We start from the raw sequence: 26,763 nt of genomic DNA on the forward strand, positions 1-26,763 counted from the left end.
CCAATCGGACAGCCTTTGTTGTTTTATCCTTTATGTTGATTGAGCAATGCTGGGTTTGTATTTTGTGGATAGACAAAAAAGATTTTGTGATCTTCTACTTCTCCAAAGTTTGCTGGAGCAGTTGGGCTTGTATATGTTTCGTTTTTACTAAAATAGCGTAACCTTGTATAAGTAGTTTTTGGCTTGACTGATGACGGAATTGTCCATGAAAGTGTAACAAATCCGTTGTTAATGTCTTGATAGGTCAATTGTTTGGTTTGTCTTTCGCTTTCGTCAAAAACACCGTTTAGATTAAAATCTATCCAGCCTGAGATATAATCGTTGATTTCACCGTTTTTGAATGGAATATTTACGATGATTTGATTGTTCCAGGCTCTGATTTGATTGTTTGAAATTCTGATGAAGTTTTCTGGCCAAGCATCTTCTTCTTTTATACCAGCACTTCCTGTGATATTATCCCCCATAGCATCATCTGAATCATAAGTAACGTTGTCATGGTCAGGTGGACTTGAACCTAAATATTTTCCGTCTGTCAATTCCAAACCACCTGGATTATATTCTTTTGTGTTGATATTTACTGACGTATTTGTAACAGGAATTCCGTCGGATTTTATCTTTAAATTTTGAATCAAATGCATTGGGGATCCATATGATTGAGGAGCGTCTCCTAAATCAGATAAAGGGGTGAGTACACCTACAGCTAAAGCGGTTTTTCCAGAACCTTTTAAATTTACTTTAAACGAGACGCTAAAGTCATTGGCTGCATAGGCATCTTTTGTAAATTCTAAAATGGCAACTCCTCCTGTATTAGTGTTGTTTCCCTTCGAGAAAAATATTTGTTGCAAATTGTGAGTAATCATTTTTTTAGATATTAAATATTGATTAGAAGCTGTGTTTTTTCTAATATCGATAATATTCCAATTTCCAATAGCTTCTGCTTTTAAATGTTCGTTGGTAGGTGCTAATGATTCTGCATCTGCAAATGCTAAACCTGTCAAACGAATGGGGTTATTGTTTAAAGTAGCTTTGGCTGAAAAGGTAACTTCAATTTCATATTTTTCTAATCTGTTTACTATTCCTGCTATTAATTTATTATTTGCTCCAATTCCTCCAATGTTGTACAATTTGTCCATCGAGTCTCCAGTATATGTTCCAGGTTTGTAGCTTGCAATCAAATTGTTTTTTTGGGCAAGAGATAAATTAAAATTCGGTCTATTGATTTCGGTGATTTCAACTTCTATACACATATAGTTATTACCTTCTAAATGTAAAGAAGCTCTTGATTTGTCACCAATTTTGATAGGTTGCCCATGATTCCCATAAGGAAATTGAGAAACATTTGCTAAAGTAGAACCCCATGTAAGCCAAACAATGTCCTTCTTATAAGGACTGTCACCTCCTGTTGCATACGATGCTGTTACTACTTGATTTGGAAAACAAGGTTGAGAGTAATTTTTTGTTGAAAAAAGTGAAATTAACAAGAGATATGAAAATAAATTTTTCATAATAATTAGCTTTAAGGTTTTACAGCAAAAACAATATTCATAAACGAAGCATTGGTTGCATCTGAGGTTGCAATTACTTTATATCTTAGTTTTCCATCGTTGGTTACACTTACATTGCTGTAAACAGTGTTGTCAAAATAAGTGATGTAATAATCCAATTCATTGGCTGGTAAAACAGGTAATGTGGTTGTTCTGTTTGGGTTTGCAACGCTATTTGAACCAGTGAGTTCGAATTGCTCTTTGTAAATTTTATATAAATCTACCGTAAAAGTAGCAGTAGAATTATTGTAAGTAATTAGACTCGGATTTGTAATATGGTCAGGATGTAAAGGCAATACAACCGACGGCATATAGAAAAATTTTGGCATAGGTGTTTTCAGCGAATTTATCAAATCAGTCGAATTGATCAATCGAGTCCATTTTCCTGATGTCGTAGCTGTTGCTTTTTCCCAATAATAAAAACCTGGAGTAACGGTGGTATTTCCAGAGCCCGATGTTGTTGTGTTGTAAACAATCAGAGAGTTTGCTGTGTGAGTGGTATTATTTGGTATCCCTGAAATAGGTTGAAAAGTTGTAGTATTGATCAAAGCTACTCTTGGAAATAAAACCCCTTTTGAAGTTGAGGTCATATCTAAAACGGTAGCTTTGTTGGGTTTGTCGGTTCCAAAACCTTGTTGAGCATACGAATAGTGAGCACTTAAAAAAAGAGCTCCTATCCATAATACTCTATTATTTATGAAAGATTTTTTCATTGATAAAAATCATTTGTTAATTTCTACCTAATATAATCCAATTTGTCCCATTTGATTTGATAATCCAACCTTGGTATGGTAGAGAACCGTAAGTCAATATTTCGTTGTTGTATTTGATGTTTACATATCCATCAACTTCAACTGTATTAGTCAATTTGATATTGATTACTTGACCTTTTGCGGCTGTTGCAGGTGGTAAAACAATGTCGTAATCAGTATTAGTTGCCGTTGCCGAAATGTTTACTTCTTGTACATACGCAGAATAATCTGTGATAGAGACAACATTTAATGTGTTGCTTGTAGTAGCAGCTATAGATTGAGCTATAGTGCGAACTTTGTTTTCACTATCAACTACCAAAATGCTATTTTCTGTATCAACTTTTTGTAATCCAGCTAAAGCCAATGTATTTGTTGCATCTGTAATAATTGTAGTAGCTTTGTTTAATGTTCCACCCAATTCGATTATTGTTCCATTTTTGTTTAGACCATTGCTGGCAGTAACAGTGTTATTCAAAGCTGTTTGGTCAATCCATCGAACTATTCCGTCAGCACCTGTAACCAATACTTTTGAATTTCCAACAGATTTGATGTCTTCTGCTTGGATGGAGCCGTTGGTTATTTCAGTAGAACCGATCGATTTAGCTTTTATTTTGATGTGAGTGTCAATCAAAACAGCGTTTGCCAATGAAGAATCTTCATTGTTTCCAATAACGATTTTTCCGTCAGTTGTCAATGTTTTTCCCAATGAAGTAGAAAGTGTTTGGTAGGTAACATTTCCATTTGCGTCAGAAATTGCCACACGACCAGCTTCTCCTGTACCACCATCCAATTTTGTAGCTGTTACCGCTTTGTTTTCAATTTTAGCAGTTTTTACAGCGTTATCAGCAATTTTTTCTGCAGTAATACCGCTATCGCTAACTTTGATAGAAGCGTCTTTTAACACAGAACCATCGCCACCAGTAACAGTGATAGAAGTGTCTCCATTTGAAAGGTTTTTACCTGTAATGGTTTGGTTTTCGATAGCGTTGCTAATAATATCAGCTACATTTGCTTGTTTCAATGTTCCATCAGGATTCAAAACCATGATTTTGTCTGACCAAGTGTTAAAAGCACCAGTACCTGTCTTTGGCATATCTGTCAAACCTGTGATTTTGATAGAGCCGGTGTTTTGAACATTCAATGCAACATCACCAGCGATGTTTCCTCCTAAAGAGATTTGGTTTTCATTTTTAGTCAATCCGTCACCAACAACGATACCTTCAGCAATTACTTCGTTTGGGTCTACCCAAGTGGTAGTCAAAGTTCCGTTTGAGGTTTGTTTTGTAACCAAAACTTGATTGTTGGTTCCTGATTTTATTTGACTTGGATTTAATGAACCACCGATGTTTTGCAAATGTAAAGCACTTTCTACCACTTCTACTTTATATTCTGTATTGTTTGGGTTGTTTGTAGAAGTAGCAGATGTAACAGTGGTAGTTGTACTATTTACTACAGAGCTTGTTTTGTCAATGTTGCTCGACATGATGCGTACCCATTTGTTTGTTTCCCAATAGTAGAAACCTGGTGTAACGTCATTTGCAGTATTGGTGTTGTAAACCAATAAAGATTGAGCGGGCTCGGTTACAGGAGCAGCAACAGTTGTAGCTGTCAATTTCAATCGAGGGATGAGTAAACCTCTTTTTGTAGAAACGATATCTACAGCCGAAGATTTATCTGGGGTGTTTGTACCAAAACCATGTTGAGCAAAAGTTTCAGTAGAATATATTGTGAAAAAAGCTACTGTCGCCGTAAGTATAATTTTTTTCATAAAGTAAAATATGTGATATAAGAATTATTATTTGATTAAAATTTATTTACTATTCGCCATTGAGTACCATCGGAAACAAATTCCCATCCTGAAAAAGGAAGAGCCGTATATAATCCCTGAGGAACTCCAAATATATTACCTGTTACGGTAATGTAATAGTCTTCGTTTGTGTCTTCTTTTTTGATGATTAGTCTTTTGCCTTTATTGTTGATTGCACTTGGTAAAGTAAGGTTGACATTAGAAGTACTTGCGTTACCCAATAAAATACTATCTTCGAAAGACACAGTATAGTTGTTGTTGATGATTTTTATATTATTGATGTTTTCAATGTTCAAATCCAATTCTCCTGATTGACTAACTGAAATAGTAGGTGCGATTTCTTTTTCTTTTACTACACCATATTTTGCCGATTCGTTGTTGAGAGCACCTTTTGCAATGTCAACATTAGTTTTCCAGGTAGTGTGATTTAAATTGTTTGAATCTATGGCAGCAACAACTTGAGTGAAATTTCCATTTTCAAGAGCAATTGTTTTTTGATTTTCCAAAATCAATTGTTCAATAACTTCTGTAGAAACCTCGGTTTGAGTTATGATTTTATGCCATTTGTCCTCATACCAATAGTAGTATCCTGGAGAAATGTTTTCATTGTTGGTTGTATTGAAAACTAAAAGGCTATTTGCATAAGTACCATTGCTTGCAGTTTGTACAGTAGTAATATCTGTTGTGTCTTGAAGCGTTACTCTTGGTATTAAAATACCTTTATTGTATGCAACCACATCAAGTATGGCAGATTGATTTGGATTGAGTGTGCCAATACCCACTTGGGCATAAGTCCCCAAAGTCGTCATAATAAATACGATAACAAGTAAAGATTTTTTCATACGACTATTTAAAATGTTTACAATTAGTAAATTTCTGAGTGCAAAATTACTGATAAATAATTTAATTGAGGTGAAATGTTTAAAAAAAGTCAAAAAATATTTTTTAGCAATGACTTTTTTACTTTATTTTGAAAATTTATTGATAAAATCCTATATTTGCACACTAATTTAATTTCTCATTACAAAAGAAGTATGATAAAAGTTACACTACCTGACGGTTCTATAAAAGAAGTTGCCTTTGGAACTACTCCGCATGAGGTGGCTCTAAGCATTAGTGAAGGGTTGGCTCGAAATGTGATTTCGGCAAAATACAATGATATCATTGTAGAAACCAGCACTCCTTTGGTGACCGACGGAAGTTTGGTGTTGTTTACATGGAACGATAAAGAAGGAAAACAAGCTTTTTGGCATTCGACTTCGCATGTAATGGCACAGGCAATTCAAGAACTATTTCCTAATAGTCAATTGACTATCGGACCAGCGATTGAAACAGGTTTTTATTATGATGTGGACTTTGGTGATGACAAAATCACTGAGGCTGACTTCAAAAAAATCGAAGATCGCGTGTTGGAAATTGCAAAAGAAAAACACGATTTCAAAATGCGTTCGGCTACCAAAGCAGAAGCCTTGGAATTGTACAAAAACAATCCCTACAAAACCGAATTGATTCAAAATTTGGAAGACGGAACGATTACATTTTGTGATCACTCTACATTTACAGATTTGTGTCGTGGAGGGCATATTCCAAATACAGGAATCATCAAAGCATTCAAAATCATGAATGTGGCAGGTGCGTATTGGAGAGGAGACGAGAAAAACAAACAATTAACTCGCGTATATGGTGTTTCATTCCCTAAGCAAAAAGATTTGACAGAATATTTGCAATTGTTGGAAGAAGCTAAAAAACGCGACCATAGAAAATTAGGAAAAGAATTGGAATTCTTCCATTTCTCACAGAGAGTAGGGCAAGGGTTGCCATTGTGGTTGCCAAAAGGTGCCGCTTTGCGTGATAGATTGGAGCAGTTCTTGAGAAAAGCAGAAAAAAGCGGGTTACGAACAAGTAGTTACACCACATATCGGACAAAAAGAATTGTATGTAACTTCTGGACACTATGCAAAATATGGAGCCGATTCTTTCCAACCGATTCACACGCCAGCAGAAGGTGAAGAATTTTTGTTGAAACCGATGAACTGTCCTCACCACTGTGAAATTTTTAACGCAAAACCTTGGTCATACAAAGATTTGCCAAAGAGATACGCAGAATTTGGTACAGTATATAGATACGAGCAATCGGGAGAATTGCACGGATTGACGCGTGTAAGAGGATTTACTCAAGACGATGCACACATTTTCTGTACGCCAGACCAATTGGACGAAGAATTCAAGAAGGTAATTGACTTGGTGTTGTATGTGTTTGGTTCTCTTGGGTTTCAAAACTTTACAGCACAGGTTTCTGTAAGAGATTTAGACAATCCAGACAAATACATTGGTTCGGTAGAAAACTGGGAAAAGGCAGAAAATGCAATCATCAATGCGGCGAAGGACAAAGGATTGAACTATGTAATCGAATCGGGAGAGGCAGCGTTTTACGGTCCAAAATTGGATTTCATGGTAAAAGATGCATTGGGTCGTAGTTGGCAGTTGGGAACAATCCAAGTGGACTACAATTTGCCAGAGCGATTTGATTTGACATACAAAGGTTCAGACGACAAGTTGCACCGTCCAGTGATGATTCACAGAGCACCATTTGGATCAATGGAACGATTCATTGCCATTTTGTTGGAGCATACAGGCGGACATTTCCCATTGTGGTTGATGCCAGAACAAGTAATCATCTTGTCTTTGAGTGAAAAATATGAAAAATATGCTCAAAAAGTATTACATTTGTTGGAAAATAACGATATTCGTGCCGTAGTTGACGATAGAAACGAAACTATCGGTAAGAAAATCCGTGAAGCCGAGCTAAACAAATTCCCATATATGTTGATTATCGGAGAAGAGGAGGAAAACTCTCAAACAGTTTCGGTAAGAACACAAGGAAATGCAGGAAAGGCAAATACAACTATCAGTACAGTAGATTTCATCGATTTGATTCAAGAAGAAATCAATAAATCCTTGAAATCGTTTTAATAAGAAATAAATGTTTAACCGCTTGGAAACAAGCATAATACTTTATCACCATAGCTTTAAATAGTAGAAGAGGTAATAATCCTCGCGAAGAAAAGAAAGATTTGCATAGAATAAACAATGCAATCAGAGTTCCGGAAGTACGTCTTGTAGGCGACAATGTAGAACCAGGAGTTTACAAATTGGCTCAAGCCATGCAACTGGCAGATGAGCAGGAGTTGGATTTGGTAGAAATTTCTCCAAATGCAGAACCACCTGTTTGTAAAATTATCGATTACAAAAAATATTTGTACGAGCAGAAAAAACGCGAAAAAGTACTAAAAGCTAAATCAGCACAAATCACTGTGAAAGAAATTCGTTTTGGACCTCAAACGGATCAACACGATTATGATTTTAAAAAGAAAAATGCTGAAAAATTTCTGAAAGAAGGTTCGAAAGTAAAAGCCTATGTATTCTTTAAAGGGCGTTCGATTATCTATAAGGAACAAGGGCAAATTTTATTGTTGAAATTGGCTCAAGACCTTGAAGAATTTGGAAAAGTAGAGGCAATGCCTGTATTGGAAGGTAAAAAAATGACTATGTTCATTGCACCTAAAAAGAAAAAACAATAAATTTGCAAAATATTTTAGTAAGTAGAACATTAATAAAAGTAGGAAAAGATGCCTAAAATGAAAACTAAATCTAGTGCTAAGAAGCGTTTTACCGTTACTGGCTCTGGAAAAATCAAAAGAAAACACGCTTTCAAAAGTCACATCTTGACTAAAAAATCTAAAAAGCGTAAATTAGCTTTAACTCACTCTGGTTTGGTACACAAAGCAGATGAAAGAAGTGTAAAAGAACAATTGAGAATCGTTTAATCTTCAATTATTCTTTGGTTAACAAATTTTAATTAATAACCCTGGAGTGGGCGTGTAAAAACAAAAGTAGAGTCTTACTCTCGCCTTACTACAAAAAAAACAGAAAAATATGCCAAAAGCAAATAATGCAGTTGCCTCAAGAGCAAGAAGAAAAAGAATTCTGAAACAAGCTAAAGGTTTCTTCGGAAGACGCAAAAACGTTTGGACAGTAGCTAAAAACGCGGTAGAAAAAGCAATGCAATACGCTTACCGCGATAGAAAACAAAAGAAAAGAAATTTCCGTTCATTGTGGATCATGCGTATCAACGCAGGTGCTCGTTTACACGGATTGTCTTATTCTCAATTTATGGGTAAAGTAAAAGCTAATGGAATCGAGCTAAACCGTAAAGTTTTGGCTGACTTAGCAATGAACCACCCTGAAGCTTTCGCAGCTATCGTAAACAAAGTAAAATAAACCATTCGTTAAACCTGTTTCTGACTTACTAAATATACAAAACCACCTCGAAAGGTGGTTTTTTTGTCTCTAAGAATATTACTTTGCTACCGCCATACACAAGATGCTGACTTTGCAGTCGTTTTCACTTTGTAAAACATTTACAAAATGGGTCAATGTAGTACCCGTAGTCACTACATCGTCAATCACAATTACGTGTTTGCCATTCAAATCTATTTTGTTTTTTATTTCGAATAAATCTTTGTTTTTTAATCGCTCTTTTTTATTTCTCAACGCCTGAGCCATAGTGTTTTTTGTACGGATGATATGATTTTCTAAAATAGGAATATCAAAGTGTTGACTGATTTTTTTGGTAAAACCATCCAATTGATTATAACCTCTTTTTTTTAATTTATCAGGATGAAGTGGTATTTTGATTAGATAATCCGCTTGTTGAAAAATGGGGTGATTATCATACAGCTCAATCGTTTTGTCTGAAAACAGTTCTCCAATTTTTGGCAGATTTTTATACTTTAAATGATGAATAAGTATTTTAGAATTTTCATCATGATCATAAGTCATCAACCCTATCAAATATTCAAATGAAAATTTACCAAAAAAACGTTCTTTTAGATAGACGAGATTGTCGTTTGAAGACGGAATCCAATTAGATTCAGAATCACATTTAGGGCAAATAAACTTTTCATTAGCAAACAAATGATTGTCACAAATTATACAAGTATTTGGGAAAAATAAATCATGTATTATATGTAAAAAGCGGGCAATCATTGAACAATCATTTTTATATTGAAAAAAGAGATTTATAAAATTACTCAAAAAACGATTAATATTGTTGAAAATCCAAAGAAAAAAGACAGATACATTGCTTGTTGTAAAAAAAATAAATATATTTGTTCATTAAATATTTTGCAATAGAAAACGTTTATCTAATGAAATTTATAGTATCAAGTACATATTTGCTAAAACAATTGTCGGTTTTAGGAAGTGTAATCGCAAGTAATAATACATTACACATTTTAGATAATTTTTTATTTGAATTGAATGAAAATCAGTTGCATGTGTCTGCTTCAGATTTGGAAACAACGATGACAGCAACTTTAGAAATAGAATCTACAAGTGTCGGAAGTATCGCAGTTCCAGCAAAATTATTGTTGGAGACTTTGAAATCTTTCCCAGAGCAACCGTTGACATTTGTAGTAAACGAAGAGACAAATGATATCGAAATTAGTTCGTCTTTTGGTAAATATTCATTGAAATATTTGCCTGGAGATGAGTTTCCTAAAGCAGAAATTATCGAAGAGCCATTGAGAGCTACTATTTCTTCTGAGATTTTGGCTACAGCTATCAGCAAAACGATTTTTGCAACAGGAAATGACGATTTGCGTCCAGTGATGTCAGGGGTGTTTTTCCAGTTTTCACCAGCAGGAATGGTCTTTGTGGCTACTGATGCTCATAAATTGGTAAAATATTCAAGAAAAGATGTGGTTTCAGAGCATGAAACAAGTTTTATTATGCCAAAAAAACCATTGAATATTTTGAAAAATAATTTGGTTACTGAAGATGAAGTGGTGATAGAATACAACGAATCAAATGCGAGATTTTCATTTGACAATTACACATTGATTTGTAGGTTGATTGATGGGAAATATCCAAATTATGAAACAGTAATTCCAAAAGAAAATCCAAACAAAATGGTTATTACTCGTTCGCAATTTTTAGGATCAGTACGTCGTGTAGCAATTTATTCAAATAAAACAACTCATCAAATTCGTTTGAAAGTAGCAGGTAGCGAATTAAATATTTCGGCAGAGGATTTGGATTATTCAAACAAGGCAGACGAACGTCTCACTTGTAGCTACAATGGAGATGATATGCAGATTGGATTCAATTCAAAGTTTCTAATTGAAATGTTAAACAACCTACAATCAGACGATATCCAATTGGAAATGTCGTTGCCAAACAGAGCTGGAATTCTTACACCTGTTGACGGTTTGGACGAAGGCGAAGAGGTGTTGATGTTGGTAATGCCAGTGATGCTTAATAATTAACAATAAAAAAGCCTTGTGAAAAACTCACAAGGCTTCTTGTTTATATCCATTTTTTTATATGAAAAATATTATTGCAGCCAGTACCTCTACTGTATATGGGTCGGGTTATTTGGAATATTTGTTGCCAGAAATAGAGTGTCATTTTTCTGGAATAGATGAAGTGCTTTTTATTGCATACGCTCGTGCGGGTGGAGCTACTCATGATGAATATACTCAAAGGGTGCAAAATGCTTTGAATGTTATTGGAAAAAAAGTTGTTGGATTACATGAATTTCATCAACCAATAAAAGCAATTCAAAACGCACAAGCTATTTTTGTTGGAGGAGGAAATACATTTTTATTGGTTCAGCAATTGTATAAAAATGATTTGATTGCACCATTGAAAGAAAAATTAACATTAGGTACGCCCTATGTAGGATGCTCAGCGGGAAGTAACATTGTTGGTTTGACAATGGGCACCACCAATGACATGCCGATTGTTCAAGTGCCAAGTTATCAAACCTTAGGAATGTTGCCCTTTAATATCAATCCTCATTTTTTAGACAAACCGATTGATAGTAAGCATAAAGGAGAAACAAGAGAAGAAAGAATATTTGAATTTCACAAACATAATATTCAACCTGTAATTGGTTTGAGAGAAGGGAGTTGGATTGAAATAAAAGGAGATGAAATACAGTTGAAAGGCGAATTGACTGCCAAATGGTTTGAACAAGGAAAAGAACCTATTGAAATATCTCCTGGAAAAATCACTTTATAAGAATTAGAGATATGATCAAAGCAAAAAACATAAACAAGCACTTTGGAGACAATCAAATTTTAAAAAACATAGATTTGACGGTTGCAAAAGGAGAAATTGTCAGTATAGTAGGAGCGTCAGGGGCAGGAAAAACGACTTTGTTGCATATATTAGGAACATTGACCGAAGCAGACAAAGATACTCAGACAGCGTTGGAAATCAACAATCAATCAATAGTAGGATTATCAACAAAAGATTTGTCTGATTTTCGCAATAAACATTTGGGTTTTGTCTTTCAATTTCATCAGTTGTTGCCAGAGTTTACAGCATTAGAAAATGTACTTTTGCCAACGATGATAGCTGGAAGAGAACAAAAAGAGAGTAAAGAAGAGGCAATGAAATTGCTTGCTCATCTGGGATTGGAGCATAGAGCAAACCATTTTCCGGAGCAATTGTCGGGTGGTGAACAACAAAGAGTTTCAGTAGCAAGAGCGTTGATCAACAAACCAGCGGTGGTGTTTGCAGACGAACCATCAGGAAATTTAGATACACAATCGGCTGAAAAATTACATCAATTGTTTTTTGACCTACGCAATCAATTGGGTCAAACCTTTGTGATAGTAACACACAATGAAATTTTGGCTAATATGGCAGACCGAAAACTCGTAATGAAAGACGGTAGAATTATAGAAGAAGTAAGAAAATAAAAAACCTCCTAAAATAGGAGGTTTTTTAACGCACTAATAAACTAAGATAATAGGTTTTATCGTATTCTATCGGCAGATTTTACAAGATCTTCGTCCTTCTTTATGGCTCTGTTTGCAAAGGCTAACAGAAAGATAGAAACAAGAGGAAGAAGCATCCCAATACCCTTCTCAGAAACTTGTGTTTCTCCGGATAAATTTAGCGATCGAAATACAAACAATCCTAGTAAAATAAAGTTCAATATCATGTTCAATCTGTTTACCACAAATTGAGTCTGTCTCTTTTTATATTGTAAAATGGCATACATTGACAAAGCAGCCGAACTCGCAAATAGCAAAGTGTACCACGTATTCATTCCAGCTATATAACTAGTGCCATCTGCCAAAGTCCATAAAGGAATAACCAATGAAAGGCCTCCAGCAACAGCAAATGCCAAAAACATATAAACAGTTTGTATCCTTTGTATCATATTTTTTTGAATAGAGTGCAAATATATTATTTTTTTTGTGTAAATTGTGATAGATATGCAAAAAAATTGTAATATTGCAATGTAAATAAAACGGAAGCGATTTGTTTTGAGTTTTTTACATAATCAAAACTAATGTGATTAACGTAAAACAGACTTCTGTGTATAACTTCTATGTCAATTTTTAATCTGAATTTACTATAAAAATTTGATTTTGATAACTAAGGTCTTAATTAGACATGCTATTTTGTATCTAAAAGATAATTTTACCTAAAATATAGTTTAGTCAACTTTGATAGTTTTAAAGATAAATTGACTTCATAAAAAAGAAAAATAGTTCAATAATATATGTTTGATATATCAATATTAAATGATAAAAAACGCGATGAATTAAAAGAAATTGCGAAAGTGATGGGATTGAAAAACTTTCAAAATTTCTCAAAAAGCGTTTTGATAGATCTGATTACTAAAGCAGCAAACGAAAATTCTACGCAAACAGAGCAGAAGGTTGAAAAGGAAGAATCATCTTCTGAAAACCAGCGTCCTAAAAAAGAAAAACGCACAAGAATTAATCGTGAGCAAAAGACAGATACCAAGCGTCGAGTAAGAAAAGAAGCGGAAGAGAAAGAAGAACAAGAAGTAGAAGAAGAAAAAGCTTATGTCAGAAAATCATTACCTGTAGAAGAGGAAGATGAAAATGCTTTTGACGACATAGATGCTGATTTGTTTGATGTAGAGGAAGAGTCAGAGCAAGAAACAGACGACGATACTGAACATAATGACGAGGAACAAGAAGATCGCTTTGGTAAAAACCCAGTAAAAATCAATTATAGAGATTCAGCGTATGAGTTTGAAGGGCTTATTGAAACTGAAGGGGTACTTGAAATTATCAAAGACAAAGTGCAAAAAGACAAAGAAATAGGATTTTTGCGTTCTTCGGATTATAATTATTTTACTTCACCAGATGATATTTATTTGTCTCAATCTCAGATACGTAGAATGGGGTTGAAAAATGGAGATACAGTACGTGGTATCGTGCGTCCACCAAAACAAGGAGAAAAATTCTTCCCTTTATTGGAGGTAAAAACCATCAATGGACATGCACCTGATGTAATCAGAGATAGAATAGGATTTGAACATCTCACACCAATATTCCCCACGGAAAAATTCAACTTAGGAGCACCAGGAGCGTCGCTTTCTACACGAGTGATTGACTTATTTGCACCGATAGGCAAGGGACAAAGAGGAATGATTGTGGCACAACCAAAGACTGGTAAGACTACTTTACTGAAAGAAATTGCCAATACTATAGCAGCCAATCATCCAGAGGTTTATATGATTGTTTTGTTGATAGACGAGCGTCCAGAGGAAGTCACAGATATTCAAGAATCAGTAAAAGCAGAGGTAGTAGCATCTACGTTTGACGAGTCAGCAGAGCGTCATGTGAAATTAGCTGAAATGATTTTGGAAAAGGCAAAACGTTTGGTAGAAACAGGATTGGACGTTGTGATTTTGTTGGATTCGATTACGCGTTTAGCTCGTGCATACAATACGGTACAGCCAGCTTCTGGAAAAGTGTTGTCAGGAGGTGTTGATGCAAATGCGTTGCAAAAACCAAAACGCTTTTTTGGTGCCGCTCGAAATATAAAAAATGGAGGTTCCTTGACGATTATAGCAACAGCTCTTACAGACACGGGGTCTAAAATGGACGATGTGATTTTTGAAGAGTTTAAAGGAACAGGAAATATGGAGTTGCAATTAGACCGTAGAATTTCTAATCGTAGAGTATTCCCGGCGGTAGATTTGACATCATCTTCTACACGTAAAGATGATTTGCTGTTAGACAAAGAAGTGCTTGACAAAATGTGGATTATCAGAAAACATATTGCAGATATGAATCCAGTAGAAGCAATGAATTTGATTTTTGATAAATTGAAAAAATCTCGCACCAATGATGAATTTTTTCAAACAATGAATGAATAAATAATTAAACACAGACCTCCCAAAAAGGAGGTCTGTTTTTGTTTTATGTCAAGACGAAATTAATCGTGTTGCAAAATAGTTGACATAATGCACATAGGAAATTTATTGTTTGAATGAAAATATAATATAAAACAATTGTAATTTAACTTTTTACTATAAATTTTATCAATAATTTATTCAATAGGTAAAAGAACGAAATGTCCATTATAGATAATTTCGGTTAATGATTTTGTACTTATAATTTGAATTATTTTCTGAATAAGAGAATATTTTTCATATATTTGAAAAAACAATTATAGTCAAAAAAACAAACTCATGAAACGATTTCCTTTAATAGCTTTTGCTATGGTATTGGGAAGTTGTCTTTTTGAAACAGAAACCACACTTCCCGAGTATAAACCATTACTATTTTTTGAAGATTTTCAATATGAAAATGTTGAAAATTTTACCAATTCCTCTTGGGAGTCAATTTCTACTCAAGGTAGTAGAATGTGGACGTTCAAAACATTTTCAAACAATGGGTATGTAGAATTTTCAGCGTATAATAGTGAAGAAAATACAAACGAAGCTTGGCTGATTTCACCAGAAATAGAACTCAACCCTTCAAAAGAATATTTTTTAACCTTCAAAACAGCCCAACATCATTTAGTCGATACTACACAAAACGGCATACATTTATATATAGTACCCTCCGTAGAACAAGATTTACAACAAATTTCAGTAAAAGAAATTCCGTTCAACAAGCCATTGCCTGAAGATGCCAATTATCAATGGAAAGCATCAGGGATTATATCAATAAAAAATCATACAGGAAAAATTAAAATAGCTTTCAAAGCCACAGGGGGAACCTCTTCCACCATGTCTGGAGCCTATATGATAGATGAATTAAAATTGTTTTAACCATGAAAAAGCTAATATTTTTATTTTTTATCGTAGTGTCTATATTGTATAGTTGTCAAAAAGATGAGCAATATTCACCAGAAGGAATAGATTTTCAAGAATGGGAAACCAATTTTTCGATACAAGAACTCAATCAAAACGCTTCGGACACTATACAAACCGTTACAAATGATGTAATTATCTCTGGATACGTAATTTCTACGGACAAAGACGGAAGTTTCTATAAAACAATTGTATTACAAAACCAAGAAAAAACACATGGAGTTTCCCTGTCTGTAGATGCGTATAGTCTATATACGTACGTAGATTTTGGAAGAAAAATATATGTCAATCTCAAGGGGATGAGTTATGTAAAACAAAATGGAACTTTGCAAATAGGAACAGAAAATTCTGGTAAAATTTCTCCAATAGCAAGTGAAATTTTTCAGTCTCAAACAGCAATTTCAACTAAAAAAAAATCTCAAGAAGAGTTGATAAAAGTAGTCAAACTCTCAGATTTAAAGACAAATGAACATCTCAATCAACTTTTTAAAATAGAAGATGTACAATTTTCGGAAGAGTCGATAGGGCAAAAATATTACGAAGAATCCAAAGCTTACATGGGCTATCATACACATAAAATTGATCAAATAACCACAGAAGGAACCTCGTTTGTCAACACACAAATCAATCAATATGTCAAATTTGTAAACGAGACAGTGCCTATTCAGAGAGGGGAAATAGTTGGGGTACTTACCAAAAGAGGATCGTCATACAATTTTGTGCTCAATCAGTTGGAAGATGTACAACTCACACGAGGGCGGTATTATCCGTTTTCTATGTTAAAATCAGAAAATGAAGAGTTTGCAATATCAATCAACGAGTCATTCGAAACATATTTAAACAATCAAACACTATTTGCACCCTATATCAATGCCTATGTACACGGCGGAAAATATTGGCAGTTACGCAGTTATCAAGGCAATAAATATTTACAAAGCACAGCCTATGGCAATAGTGAGTCGATTACTGAGAGTTATTTCATTGTTCCAGTGTATTTTAATGGAAGCAATACCCTATCATTTCAGACCAAAGACGGCTATTATAGAGGAGATGTTTTAAAGGTGTATTACGTCAAAGCAGCCGAATTTCAATGTCAGCAACCTGTAGATTTTGAAAATTTGATAGAAATAACAGACCATTTTACCATCTCCAAAGACAACGAAAGTGGGTACGGAAGCACTTTTGTCGATAGTGGTACCTATCAATTTCCGTCGCAGTTGGTAGGTGAGGGCTACATAATGTTTACCTATAAAGGCAATCCCGAGCTGACCACGACAATGCAAATTGACAATATAATATTTCAGTAAGAAAAAGGTTATTTGGGCGTGCCACTCCGCCCGTTCCTCCTCGTACCTCGTCGGCACGAGCTAGGTGTCGCGTCGTCCGCTATATCTTTTGTGTCGGCATTCGCCACCACAAAAGGATGCCGCTCCCACCGCTCACGCAAATAGTTGCAAAAAGGAATATTTTTTTACAGTATATATTGTAGAGTTAAATCCAACTTCGCCAAAGTTGAAACCACTGAGTTAATATTTTGACGAAGTTTTTTTAATCCGATAGATACATAGACTACATAGGTTATTCTATACGCAAAGGTCTCTGTTTCCTCCAAAAGCATAGCATCTCTGTTTTTTTGTTGTAAAAAGAAAAGAAACAGCGACAATCCGTGTAATTTGCGAGAGAATTCACAAAGCGTATCGAAAGTATCCGTTGAAAACCAATTGTTTAAAAAATATTTCAAAATTTTTCTTCAAAACATTTGGAAGATAACAAAAACTTGTTCTATCTTTGCAATCCGTTCAAAGAGATAGGGGGCGATTAGCTCAGCTGGTTCAGAGCACCTCGTTTACACCGAGGGGGTCGGGGGTTCGAATCCCTCATCGCCCACGAAAGAAAAAAAACTAAAAAAAAGTTTTGTGTTTTAGAAAAAAAACTTTCTACTTTTGCATCCGCTTTAGAAACGAAGCGTTTTGTAAGTAGGGGGGGGGTAAAAACTTTAACAAATTTTTTAACAAAATAAATTTTGGTAGTTTTAAAAATTCTTTCTACTTTTGCACTCGCTTTCTGAGAGGGGAGTGAAAGTAAAACAAGAGACGATCATAGAAAATATTTTATTGAATTAACAGCATACCTGAGAGAACAAGTAAAGTTGGGATAAAACATCATTAATATAAAAAATATACGATGAAGAGTTTGATCCTGGCTCAGGATGAACGCTAGCGGCAGGCCTAACACATGCAAGTCGAGGGGTAGAGCTACTTTAGTAGTTTGAGACCGGCGCACGGGTGCGTAACGCGTATGCAATCTACCTTATACAGAGGGATAGCCCAGAGAAATTTGGATTAATACCTCATAGTATATTTGAGTGGCATCATTTAGATATTAAAGATTTATCGGTATAAGATGAGCATGCGTCCCATTAGTTAGTTGGTGTGGTAACGGCATACCAAGACGATGATGGGTAGGGGTCCTGAGAGGGAGATCCCCCACACTGGTACTGAGACACGGACCAGACTCCTACGGGAGGCAGCAGTGAGGAATATTGGTCAATGGAGGCAACTCTGAACCAGCCATGCCGCGTGCAGGAAGAATGTCCTATGGATTGTAAACTGCTTTTGTACGGGAAGAAAACGTGCTATGTATAGCAAACTGACGGTACCGTAAGAATAAGGATCGGCTAACTCCGTGCCAGCAGCCGCGGTAATACGGAGGATCCGAGCGTTATCCGGAATCATTGGGTTTAAAGGGTCCGTAGGCGGGATTATAAGTCAGTGGTGAAAGTTTGCAGCTTAACTGTAAAATTGCCATTGATACTGTAGTTCTTGAATTTTTGTGAAGTAACTAGAATATGTAGTGTAGCGGTGAAATGCATAGATATTACATGGAATACCAATTGCGAAGGCAGGTTACTAACAAAGGATTGACGCTGATGGACGAAAGCGTGGGTAGCGAACAGGATTAGATACCCTGGTAGTCCACGCTGTAAACGATGGATACTAGCTGTTTGGTTTTCGGACTGAGTGGCTAAGCGAAAGTGATAAGTATCCCACCTGGGGAGTACGCACGCAAGTGTGAAACTCAAAGGAATTGACGGGCGCGCACAAGCGGTGGAGCATGTGGTTTAATTCGATGATACGCGAGGAACCTTACCAGGGCTTAAATGTAGATTGACTTATTTGGAAACAGATATTTCTTCGGACAATTTACAAGGTGCTGCATGGTTGTCGTCAGCTCGTGCCGTGAGGTGTCAGGTTAAGTCCTATAACGAGCGCAACCCCTGTTGTTAGTTGCCAACGAGTGATGTCGGGAACTCTAGCAAGACTGCCGGTGTAAACCGTGAGGAAGGTGGGGATGACGTCAAATCATCACGGCCCTTACGTCCTGGGCCACACACGTGCTACAATGGCCGGTACAGAGAGCAGCCACTTGGTGACAAGGAGCGAATCTATAAAGCCGGTCACAGTTCGGATTGGAGTCTGCAACTCGACTCTATGAAGCTGGAATCGCTAGTAATCGGATATCAGCCATGATCCGGTGAATACGTTCCCGGGCCTTGTACACACCGCCCGTCAAGCCATGGAAGCTGGGGGTACCTGAAGTCGGTGACCGCAAGGAGCTGCCTAGGGTAAAACTGGTAACTGGGGCTAAGTCGTAACAAGGTAGCCGTACCGGAAGGTGCGGCTGGAACACCTCCTTTCTAGAGATGTCCGACTTTACCTCTCGCTGTTGGTTCAAATAAATGGATAAAATAGAAGGATATACAGAGTCTCGTAGCTCAGCTGGTTAGAGTACTACACTGATAATGTAGGGGTCGGCAGTTCGAGTCTGCCCGGGACTACTAGTATTAAATAGGAAATTCTAGAAGTTGAGCAGTTATGCGGTAGATAAGGCAAAACAAATAACTCGTAGAATGTATGGGGAATTAGCTCAGCTGGCTAGAGCGCCTGCCTTGCACGCAGGAGGTCAAGGGTTCGACTCCCTTATTCTCCACAAATCCGAGAGGAAGACAAGTTCATAGACATATTGGGAAAACACAAATAGATAGAAAAATAAAAAGCACGATTTTTTGTGATAGAGATATTACAAGAGATAAAAAGAGCACAATAAGCAAAATAAGGGCGTATGGGGGATGCCTAGGCTCTCAGAGGCGAAGAAGGACGTGATAAGCTGCGAAAAGCTACGGGTATTGGCACATACGATTAGATCCGTAGATATCCGAATGGGGCAACCCACTAGTTTGAAGAACTAGTATCCGATAGGAGGCGAACCCGCTGAACTGAAACATCTAAGTAGGCGGAGGAAAAGAAAACAAAAGTGATTCCGAGAGTAGTGGCGAGCGAAATCGGAAAAGCCCAAACCAAAGTTGTTTTGGCAATTTTGGGGTTGTAGGACCACGATATTTTAATCAAAGGGAACTAGAAGTATCTGGAAAGATACACCGTAGAGAGTGATAGTCTCGTATAGGTAAACGATGTATTAAATAGTGGTATCCTGAGTAGGGCGGGGCACGTGGAACCCTGTCTGAATCCACCGGGACCATCCGGTAAGGCTAAATACTCCTGAGAGACCGATAGTGAACCAGTACCGTGAGGGAAAGGTGAAAAGAACCGTGAATAACGGAGTGAAAAAGAACCTGAAACCATACGCTTACAAGCGGTCGGAGCCCATTAGTTGGGTGACGGCGTGCCTTTTGCATAATGAGCCTACGAGTTACCGTTGCTGGCGAGGTTAAGTGATTAAGTCACGCAGCCGAAGCGAAAGCGAGTCTGAATAGGGCGTTATAGTCAGTAATGGTAGACGCGAAACCGTGTGATCTACCCATGGGCAGGTTGAAGTTTGGGTAACACCAAATGGAGGACCGAACCGTTTGACGTTGAAAAGTCTTCGGATGACCTGTGGGTAGGGGTGAAAGGCCAATCAAACTCGGAAATAGCTCGTACTCCCCGAAATGCATTTAGGTGCAGCGTTTATTATAGTTTATTAGAGGTAGAGCTACTGATTGGATGCGGGGGCTTCACCGCCTACCAATTCCTGACAAACTCCGAATGCTAATAAATGATTATAAACAGTGAGGGCATGGGTGCTAAGGTCCATGTCCGAGAGGGAAAGAACCCAGACCATCAGCTAAGGTCCCGAAATGTATGCTAAGTTGAACAAACGCGGTTTGACTGCCTAGACAGCTAGGATGTTGGCTTGGAAGCAGCCATTCATTTAAAGAGTGCGTAACAGCTCACTAGTCGAGCGGTCGAGCATGGATAATAAACGGGCATAAGTATACTACCGAAGCTATGGACAGATATACTGTGGTAGGGGAGCATTCTAAACTGGGTAGAAGAAGTACTGCGAGGTATTTTGGACTGTTTAGAAAAGAAAATGTAGGCATAAGTAACGATAATGCGGGCGAGAAACCCGCACACCGTAAGACCAAGGTTTCCTCAGCTATGCTAATCAGCTGAGGGTTAGTCGGGACCTAAGGCACACCCGAAGGGGGACGTCGATGGCCAACGGATTAATATTTCCGTACTTCTTATAGTTGTGATGGAGTGACGCAGTGGTGAAAGTACCGCGAACTGACGGAATAGTTCGTTAAAGGTCGTAGCTATAGACTTTATAGTAAAATGCGTAGAGTTTGGCGAAAACTGATAGTACTCGGAATCTACGGATGATGAGATAGTGTACCTAAAGGCTGCCAAGAAAAGCTTCTAAACATAGATTATAAGAACCCGTACCACAAACCGACACAGGTGGTCGAGGAGAGTATCCTCAGGTGCTCGAGAGATTCATGGCTAAGGAATTAGGCAAAATAGACCTGTAACTTCGGGAGAAAGGTCGCCAGCGCAAGCTGGCCGCAGTGAAAAGGTCCAGGCGACTGTTTATCAAAAACACAGGGCTCTGCAAAATCGAGAGATGAAGTATAGGGCCTGACACCTGCCCGGTGCTGGAAGGTTAAGAGGAGATGTTAGATTAATCGAAGCATTGAATTGAAGCCCCAGTAAACGGCGGCCGTAACTATAACGGTCCTAAGGTAGCGAAATTCCTTGTCGGGTAAGTTCCGACCTGCACGAATGGTGTAACGATCTGGACACTGTCTCAGCCATGAGCTCGGTGAAATTGTAGTATCGGTGAAGATGCCGATTACCCGCAGTGGGACGAAAAGACCCTGTGCACCTTTACTATAGCTTAGTATTGTTCTTGGATAAGTGATGTGTAGGATAGGTGGGAGACTATGAACTGGGTTCGCCAGGATTCAGGGAGTCATTGTTGAAATACCACCCTTTGCTTATCTGAGGACTAACTCTTTTTTTAGAGAGGACATTGCTTGGTGGGTAGTTTGACTGGGGTGGTCGCCTCCAAAAGAGTAACGGAGGCTTCTAAAGGTTCCCTCAGCACGCTTGGTAACCGTGCGTAGAGTGCAATGGCAAAAGGGAGCTTGACTGCGAGACTTACAAGTCGAACAGGTACGAAAGTAGAGCATAGTGATCCGGTGGTTCCGTATGGAAGGGCCATCGCTCAAAGGATAAAAGGTACGCCGGGGATAACAGGCTGATCTCCCCCAAGAGCTCACATCGACGGGGGGGTTTGGCACCTCGATGTCGGCTCGTCACATCCTGGGGCTGGAGAAGGTCCCAAGGGTTGGGCTGTTCGCCCATTAAAGTGGCACGCGAGCTGGGTTCAGAACGTCGTGAGACAGTTCGGTCTCTATCTACTGCGGGCGTTAGAAATTTGCGTGGATCTGATTCTAGTACGAGAGGACCGAATTGGACTAACCTCTGGTGTATCAGTTGTGCCGCCAGGTGCATTGCTGAGTAGCTACGTTGGGAAGGGATAAGTGCTGAAAGCATATAAGTACGAAACCCACCACAAGATGAGATTTCTTTAGAAGGGTCGTTGGAGATGACAACGTTGATAGGCTATAGATGTAAAGGCAGTAATGTCAAAGTCGAGTAGTACTAATCACCCGTAAGCTTATGTGCTCTAAGAGTTGCTTTTATAAAGTATCAATAGAAGTGTTTTACAATATGTACGATATTCCTGCTAAATTAGATAATATAAATTAGCAGAACCGATTTAAGGTGGTTATAGCGTTGGGGCTCACCTCTTCCCATTCCGAACAGAGAAGTTAAGTCCAATAGCGCAGATGGTACTGCGTCATAGCGTGGGAGAGTATGTCGCCGCCTTTTTTTAGAAAGACAAGAGCAATCTTGTCTTTTTTATAACTTAAAAAATTATTTTTAATTAATGTAAATAAATTTAATGCTCATGAAAAATTTTAGAAAAATTGCCTTAGGGGTATTGTTGTCCGCTCAAGTGTTGACAACTTTTTATTCTTGTTCTTCGGATTCGTCTGTCAATCAAGAAAGTGAGTCGTTGTCAGTTGCTAATGGAAATTTTGAGGAGACTATTAGGGAAAGAAAAATATTTTCGTATAATAAAGAATTGCGTATTTTCTCAGATGATCAGCTCAAAAAAATAGGTGAAGACCATAATATTTTTTTGAAAGGGATTTTAATGAAGAATGACCAAGATAAAATATTAACTTTAGAGGAACTTAAAGAAAATGTCATTAGGAAGTATCCATTGTTAAGTAGTTATAAGGAATCTACGGATTTAGTTATAGACAATTCACATTCCTTAACTATAGATGATTTTAATTTGTTGATAGATAAGAATTCTAATTTAGTTAATAATGCTTGGGCTTTAAAGAGCTTTGTTTCTGAAACAATTATTTTAACAGAGGAATATACAGATTACGATAGTTTTGTTAGTTCACTTAATTTAATTAAAAATAAGGCGAAAAGAGATCTTATAGGGGTAGATTTAGATGCTTATTTAGTTTTTGTATCTGTTTTTGAAAATTCAGTAAAGTTTTGGTTTGAAGAGAATAATTATGTATCTTATTCTATATCTAGTAAACCTTCGAGAAGTGATGTTGCAAGAGCAGATGGACTTTCGGCTTCAATAGGTTTTCTTACATTGGCTGCAGTTACTTCTGGGGTTGCTATTGCAGCAGGGTCTGGAGGGCTTGCTACTCCTGCGATTGTAGTTGTAATGGAGCTTTTGGGGGTTGGTTTTGGAGCTGCTTTAAGTTCTGCAGCTGTGATTATAGGAGTGGGATAATATTTAAAATAACCTGTGTTCGAGATAAGAAAAACAAAAAAATATTGTAAAAAAAGATAATAACTGTCGTATTTAACGTTTTGAATATTAAGTATATAATCCGAATTAGGGGGTAGGTTTGGTATGAAAGTAATAATTTATATTTTATGCACTGTTTCTACTGTTTTGATGGTACTATTGGTGTTTATTGCATTGATTTTAATAGAACTAAATGAAAAAGGAGTATATAAAAAAGAGTTACTTATAGGTGATTTTAAGTATGCACTTTTGATTGTTTTTCCATTGGTTGTAATTCAATTTGTTATTTTGCAATTCATTCGTAGGAAAGATTATATGAAAATAAGAATGATACAAGAAAAAGTAGAATAAAGGTAATATAAGATGAAACTAATAGCGCCAATGGTACTGCGTAGTAGCGTGGGAGAGTATGTCGCCGCCTTTTTTTAAAAACAAGGGAAACCTTGTTTTTTAGAATCAAAAACATTATTTTAATTAAGTGTGAATAAATTGTTACTTTATTCTTTTATCATTTTTGTATTCTTAATAATTTGCTATCATTGGATATGTATTTTTGTTGTTGCTTTGCGTTGTCAATAAAGTGAATATATCCTTTGTGATATTTAGTTAAGAGTAAGTATTTGTATTAATTTTAAATTTATATATCATGAAAAATTTTAGAAAAATTGCCTTAGGGGTATTGTTGTCCGCTCAAGTGTTGACAACTTTTTATTCTTGTTCTTCGGATTCGTCTGTTAGAGAAGAAAGTGAATCACTATCTGTAAAAACATATAACAAAGGTTCTTTCTTTAATGATTTTTCAGATTATTGGACAATTGGTAGATTGCACAATGAAGGTTTAGAATATGTTTATTCTGAAATAGTTAGTAAAAATAATTTTACTTTGATGGATTTTTCTAATATGCTTACCGAGGTGAAGAAAGGTACTTATAATTTTACCAAGGGCATAGATTTTTCAAAACATATTTCCTATTCCGATTATTTATCTATTTATAGTATGTATGATAATGTTTTGTATTCTCAGTTTGTTGATATAAAAAAAGGAGATTATGATTTTAATATGGTAGATTCGATAAAAAAAGAAGTTTCTTTGACTTCTAAACAAGAAAAATATTTATTAGAGTTGGATACTGTAATTTCTAATTACGATTTAGATAGTATTCAACTTTTGGAAGAACTTTCTAAATTAAAAAGAGAAATAGTGACTCATTGCAGCAAAGAAGAACAATTTATACTTTTAGCATCTGTTTCAATCGCTATAAATTCTCTTGAATATTGGACTGTAAATTTAGATAAATGGATGTCTATTGGAAATAATAGAAATACTATATTAAGTAAAGGTAATAGAAATGATGAAGAATGGAGGTGGTTTAAGTCTACTATAAAATCAATGGGAAAATCTGATGTAGTAGGGGGAATTATCGGAGGAGCATCGGGGGCTTTAGCAGGTGGAGTAGGAGCCGCACCAGGTGCTGTTGGGGGAGCATGTTATGCTTCGGCAGGTAGAGCAATAGTAGCATTAACAGAAAGATGGGGATTATGGTAAAAAACAAAACTTTAGGTAAGTTTCTATTGCTATTGATGGTTTATTCTTTAGGCATGTTTCTTGGGGAATTTTTAATTGATATATTATTTAATATCAGAAGAGACCCTTTTTATAAAGAATTTCTAACAAGTTTTTTTATTGCTCTTATTTTAGCTTATGCTACAATGCGATTGATTAGAAAGAGTTGATTATAAAAATTTATTTTTCCCTTGATGATTGTTTTATTTTAGAGTTGTTTAAACTTTTCAAATAAAATTTATTACAAATCCTAAATACAATATTGTAATTCAAGTTGTATTTGGGATTATATTTTTTGTAATTTGTAGAAAAAATATGCCTTCTCTCTTTCAATGTTTAACTATATGATATATAATATCACAAGCAATATAGACCAATCGTTTTCTTATAACAATTGGTCTATATTTAATGACATTTTATTTCGAAATGATTTGAATGGTGTTTCTATTGATTTGTTGTAATAATATTTCTTTGTTTTTACATATTTTATCAATAGATTCTGACGTAAAATGACGTACAGTGTATAAATTTACATTTTTATTGTACGTTATTGCAAATTGATTTTTTAGTTCTGCATACAATATGTCAAAATTTTCAAATTTATCTTCAACACAAACTGAAAAACTTATTGCTGAGTTTTGAATAACCTGAACTTTTATTCGATATTTTGCAAATAATTTGAATATTTCACTAACTTGATTTTCTAGTATAAACGAAAAATCTTTTGATGAAAAGGATATCAACAATTGATTTTTCTTTACTATAAAACACGGAGTGTAAGGTACTAAATCCAAACCACGTGATACAGCAGTACCTGCTTTTTCTGGTTGTATAAATGATTTTACATACAGTGGAATTTCCTTTTTTTGCAACGGTTGTAACGTTTTTGGGTGTATTACTGATGCTCCGTAAAACGACAATTCGATGGCTTCTGTATAAGAAATTTGTTGCAATTGTATGTAGTCTTCAAAATAGCGTGGATCTGCATTGAGTACACCCGGTACATCTTTCCAAATGGTAAGACTTTTAGCATCCAAGCAGTACGCAAAAATCGCTGCCGAATAGTCTGAGCCTTCTCTTCCCAATGTAACCGAAAAGCAATTGGCGTCCGAACCAATAAATCCTTGGGTTACATAGATATCATTTCCTTTTATTTGTTGAATGTTTTCTTCAGTAAGTTTCCAATCTACGATGGCCTCGCGATAAGTATTGTCGGTTTTGATTAGATTTCTTGCATCTAACCATTGATTATTAAATTGAATTTCATTTAAATATTCACTCAGAATTGTAGTTGAAAGTACCTCTCCCATAGAAACAATTTGATCGTAAACAAAGTTGTATAAAGGAGATTTGTTATTGTCTAAAAACAATTTTAATTGAGAAAATAACATTGAAATTTTTTCAAAAACACGATGATTTTTATTCTCAAACAATTGATTGACTATTTCTAAATGATATTTTTCGACAAAGTCGATTTTTTCATTGAGTGTATTTTTATTATGAAAAATAGCAGCTACTACTTCCTCCAAGGCATTGGTGGTCTTTCCCATAGCCGAGGCAACAATTACCCCTTTTGTAAAGTTAGTTTGTTTTAATACATTGGCTACGTTTCTAATAGCATCTGCATCTTTAATAGATGCTCCACCAAATTTGTATATTTTCATAATGAATTTCTTTTTTCACAAAAATAAATAAGAAAAAATATATTTTCCACTGATTTGAAAAATATATCTGTTTTTTTTCAATAATTTTCTTTTATTTATGGATATTTGTAGCTTGATTATATTGTAAGGCGGTAT

Annotated in this window: 20 protein-coding genes, 3 tRNA genes, 3 rRNA genes and 1 pseudogene; 19 read left to right on the plus strand and 8 right to left on the minus strand. The window is 36.0% G+C overall.

Annotated elements, in window-relative coordinates:
- Window positions 1-23: 23 nt before the first annotated feature.
- Genes AB4865_RS03780 through AB4865_RS03795 form a run of 4 tightly spaced genes read right to left on the minus strand, consistent with a single transcriptional unit; the run spans window position 24 to window position 4,945 of the window.
- Window positions 24-1,505, minus strand: coding sequence for a CshA/CshB family fibrillar adhesin-related protein (locus AB4865_RS03780; RefSeq protein WP_372474418.1), 1,482 nt, complete (start codon window positions 1,503-1,505; stop codon window positions 24-26).
- An 11-nt stretch (window positions 1,506-1,516) separates the two neighbouring features.
- Window positions 1,517-2,257: a hypothetical protein gene (locus AB4865_RS03785; RefSeq protein WP_372474419.1), complete on the minus strand. Its 741-nt coding sequence runs from the start codon at window positions 2,255-2,257 to the stop codon at window positions 1,517-1,519.
- A 16-nt stretch (window positions 2,258-2,273) separates the two neighbouring features.
- On the minus strand, window positions 2,274-4,064 hold the full coding sequence (locus AB4865_RS03790) for a hypothetical protein (protein WP_372474420.1): 1,791 nt from the start codon (window positions 4,062-4,064) through the stop codon (window positions 2,274-2,276).
- Window positions 4,065-4,099: 35 nt separating this feature from the next.
- Window positions 4,100-4,945, minus strand: coding sequence for a hypothetical protein (locus AB4865_RS03795; RefSeq protein WP_372474421.1), 846 nt, complete (start codon window positions 4,943-4,945; stop codon window positions 4,100-4,102).
- Between the two features lie 192 nt (window positions 4,946-5,137).
- Between AB4865_RS03795 and thrS the strand changes: the two are divergent.
- From thrS to rplT, 4 genes and pseudogenes are all read left to right on the plus strand, one after another.
- Window positions 5,138-7,076: pseudogene (gene thrS, locus AB4865_RS03800) on the plus strand (threonine--tRNA ligase).
- A 101-nt stretch (window positions 7,077-7,177) separates the two neighbouring features.
- Entirely contained in the window at window positions 7,178-7,684 is a 507-nt protein-coding gene (gene infC / locus AB4865_RS03805) for a translation initiation factor IF-3 (RefSeq protein WP_372474422.1), read from the plus strand.
- Between the two features lie 48 nt (window positions 7,685-7,732).
- Window positions 7,733-7,930: a 50S ribosomal protein L35 gene (rpmI, locus tag AB4865_RS03810; protein WP_372474423.1), complete on the plus strand. Its 198-nt coding sequence runs from the start codon at window positions 7,733-7,735 to the stop codon at window positions 7,928-7,930.
- A gap of 109 nt (window positions 7,931-8,039) precedes the next feature.
- Window positions 8,040-8,384 (plus strand): 50S ribosomal protein L20, encoded by a 345-nt coding sequence (gene rplT, locus AB4865_RS03815; RefSeq protein WP_372474424.1) that lies wholly within the window; start codon window positions 8,040-8,042, stop codon window positions 8,382-8,384.
- A 78-nt stretch (window positions 8,385-8,462) separates the two neighbouring features.
- On the opposite strand, the gene AB4865_RS03820 is transcribed toward rplT, so the two are convergent.
- The gene (locus tag AB4865_RS03820; RefSeq protein ID WP_372474425.1) at window positions 8,463-9,152 is read right to left on the minus strand and encodes a ComF family protein; all 690 of its coding nucleotides are present in this window, start codon (window positions 9,150-9,152) and stop codon (window positions 8,463-8,465) included.
- Between the two features lie 161 nt (window positions 9,153-9,313).
- On the opposite strand from AB4865_RS03820, the gene dnaN reads away from it, so the two are divergent.
- From dnaN to AB4865_RS03835, 3 genes are read left to right on the plus strand one after another with little or no spacing between them, the layout of a single operon-like run.
- The gene (gene dnaN / locus AB4865_RS03825; RefSeq protein ID WP_372474426.1) at window positions 9,314-10,432 is read left to right on the plus strand and encodes a DNA polymerase III subunit beta; all 1,119 of its coding nucleotides are present in this window, start codon (window positions 9,314-9,316) and stop codon (window positions 10,430-10,432) included.
- A gap of 58 nt (window positions 10,433-10,490) precedes the next feature.
- Window positions 10,491-11,189 (plus strand): dipeptidase PepE, encoded by a 699-nt coding sequence (pepE, locus tag AB4865_RS03830; RefSeq protein ID WP_372474427.1) that lies wholly within the window; start codon window positions 10,491-10,493, stop codon window positions 11,187-11,189.
- Between the two features lie 11 nt (window positions 11,190-11,200).
- Window positions 11,201-11,875 (plus strand): ABC transporter ATP-binding protein, encoded by a 675-nt coding sequence (locus tag AB4865_RS03835; protein ID WP_372474428.1) that lies wholly within the window; start codon window positions 11,201-11,203, stop codon window positions 11,873-11,875.
- A 56-nt stretch (window positions 11,876-11,931) separates the two neighbouring features.
- Here the strand turns inward: AB4865_RS03835 and AB4865_RS03840 are convergent, their stop codons facing one another.
- On the minus strand, window positions 11,932-12,342 hold the full coding sequence (locus tag AB4865_RS03840; RefSeq protein ID WP_372474429.1) for a DUF4293 domain-containing protein: 411 nt from the start codon (window positions 12,340-12,342) through the stop codon (window positions 11,932-11,934).
- Between the two features lie 345 nt (window positions 12,343-12,687).
- Between AB4865_RS03840 and rho the strand changes: the two genes are divergently transcribed.
- From rho to AB4865_RS03855, 3 genes are all read left to right on the plus strand, one after another.
- Window positions 12,688-14,322, plus strand: coding sequence for a transcription termination factor Rho (rho, locus tag AB4865_RS03845; RefSeq protein WP_372474431.1), 1,635 nt, complete (start codon window positions 12,688-12,690; stop codon window positions 14,320-14,322).
- A 315-nt stretch (window positions 14,323-14,637) separates the two neighbouring features.
- Complete coding sequence (locus AB4865_RS03850) at window positions 14,638-15,222, plus strand: choice-of-anchor J domain-containing protein (RefSeq protein ID WP_372474432.1); 585 nt, start codon at window positions 14,638-14,640, stop codon at window positions 15,220-15,222.
- Window positions 15,223-15,224: 2 nt separating this feature from the next.
- Window positions 15,225-16,571: a DUF5689 domain-containing protein gene (locus AB4865_RS03855; protein WP_372474433.1), complete on the plus strand. Its 1,347-nt coding sequence runs from the start codon at window positions 15,225-15,227 to the stop codon at window positions 16,569-16,571.
- A gap of 164 nt (window positions 16,572-16,735) precedes the next feature.
- On the opposite strand, the gene AB4865_RS03860 is transcribed toward AB4865_RS03855, so the two are convergent.
- Window positions 16,736-17,005 (minus strand): hypothetical protein, encoded by a 270-nt coding sequence (locus tag AB4865_RS03860; protein ID WP_372474434.1) that lies wholly within the window; start codon window positions 17,003-17,005, stop codon window positions 16,736-16,738.
- A 71-nt stretch (window positions 17,006-17,076) separates the two neighbouring features.
- On the opposite strand from AB4865_RS03860, the gene AB4865_RS03865 reads away from it, so the two are divergent.
- From AB4865_RS03865 to AB4865_RS03905, 9 genes are all read left to right on the plus strand, one after another.
- Window positions 17,077-17,151: transfer RNA gene (locus tag AB4865_RS03865), tRNA-Val, on the plus strand.
- Between the two features lie 294 nt (window positions 17,152-17,445).
- Window positions 17,446-18,961, plus strand: a 16S ribosomal RNA gene (locus AB4865_RS03870).
- Window positions 18,962-19,028: 67 nt separating this feature from the next.
- A tRNA-Ile gene (locus tag AB4865_RS03875) sits at window positions 19,029-19,102 on the plus strand.
- Between the two features lie 78 nt (window positions 19,103-19,180).
- Window positions 19,181-19,254, plus strand: a tRNA-Ala gene (locus AB4865_RS03880).
- Window positions 19,255-19,365: 111 nt separating this feature from the next.
- Window positions 19,366-22,239: ribosomal RNA gene (locus tag AB4865_RS03885) — 23S ribosomal RNA — on the plus strand.
- A 94-nt stretch (window positions 22,240-22,333) separates the two neighbouring features.
- Window positions 22,334-22,445, plus strand: a 5S ribosomal RNA gene (gene rrf, locus AB4865_RS03890).
- The 16S, 23S and 5S rRNA genes sit together here with 3 tRNA genes alongside, the layout of an rRNA operon.
- Window positions 22,446-22,524: 79 nt before the next feature.
- Window positions 22,525-23,382, plus strand: a complete 858-nt coding sequence (locus tag AB4865_RS03895; protein ID WP_372474435.1) for a hypothetical protein — start codon at window positions 22,525-22,527, stop codon at window positions 23,380-23,382.
- A 123-nt stretch (window positions 23,383-23,505) separates the two neighbouring features.
- Entirely contained in the window at window positions 23,506-23,751 is a 246-nt protein-coding gene (locus tag AB4865_RS03900) for a hypothetical protein (RefSeq protein WP_372474436.1), read from the plus strand.
- 295 nt (window positions 23,752-24,046) lie between these two features.
- Complete coding sequence (locus AB4865_RS03905) at window positions 24,047-24,946, plus strand: hypothetical protein (RefSeq protein ID WP_372474437.1); 900 nt, start codon at window positions 24,047-24,049, stop codon at window positions 24,944-24,946.
- 434 nt (window positions 24,947-25,380) lie between these two features.
- Here AB4865_RS03905 and AB4865_RS03910 read toward each other — a convergent pair whose 3' ends face one another.
- Window positions 25,381-26,628, minus strand: a complete 1,248-nt coding sequence (locus AB4865_RS03910; RefSeq protein WP_372474438.1) for an aspartate kinase — start codon at window positions 26,626-26,628, stop codon at window positions 25,381-25,383.
- Window positions 26,629-26,763: the final 135 nt, after the last annotated feature.

It is taken from the genome of Capnocytophaga sp. ARDL2 (genome assembly GCF_041530365.1).
In the GTDB taxonomy this organism is placed as follows: Bacteria; Bacteroidota; Bacteroidia; order Flavobacteriales; family Flavobacteriaceae; genus Flavobacterium.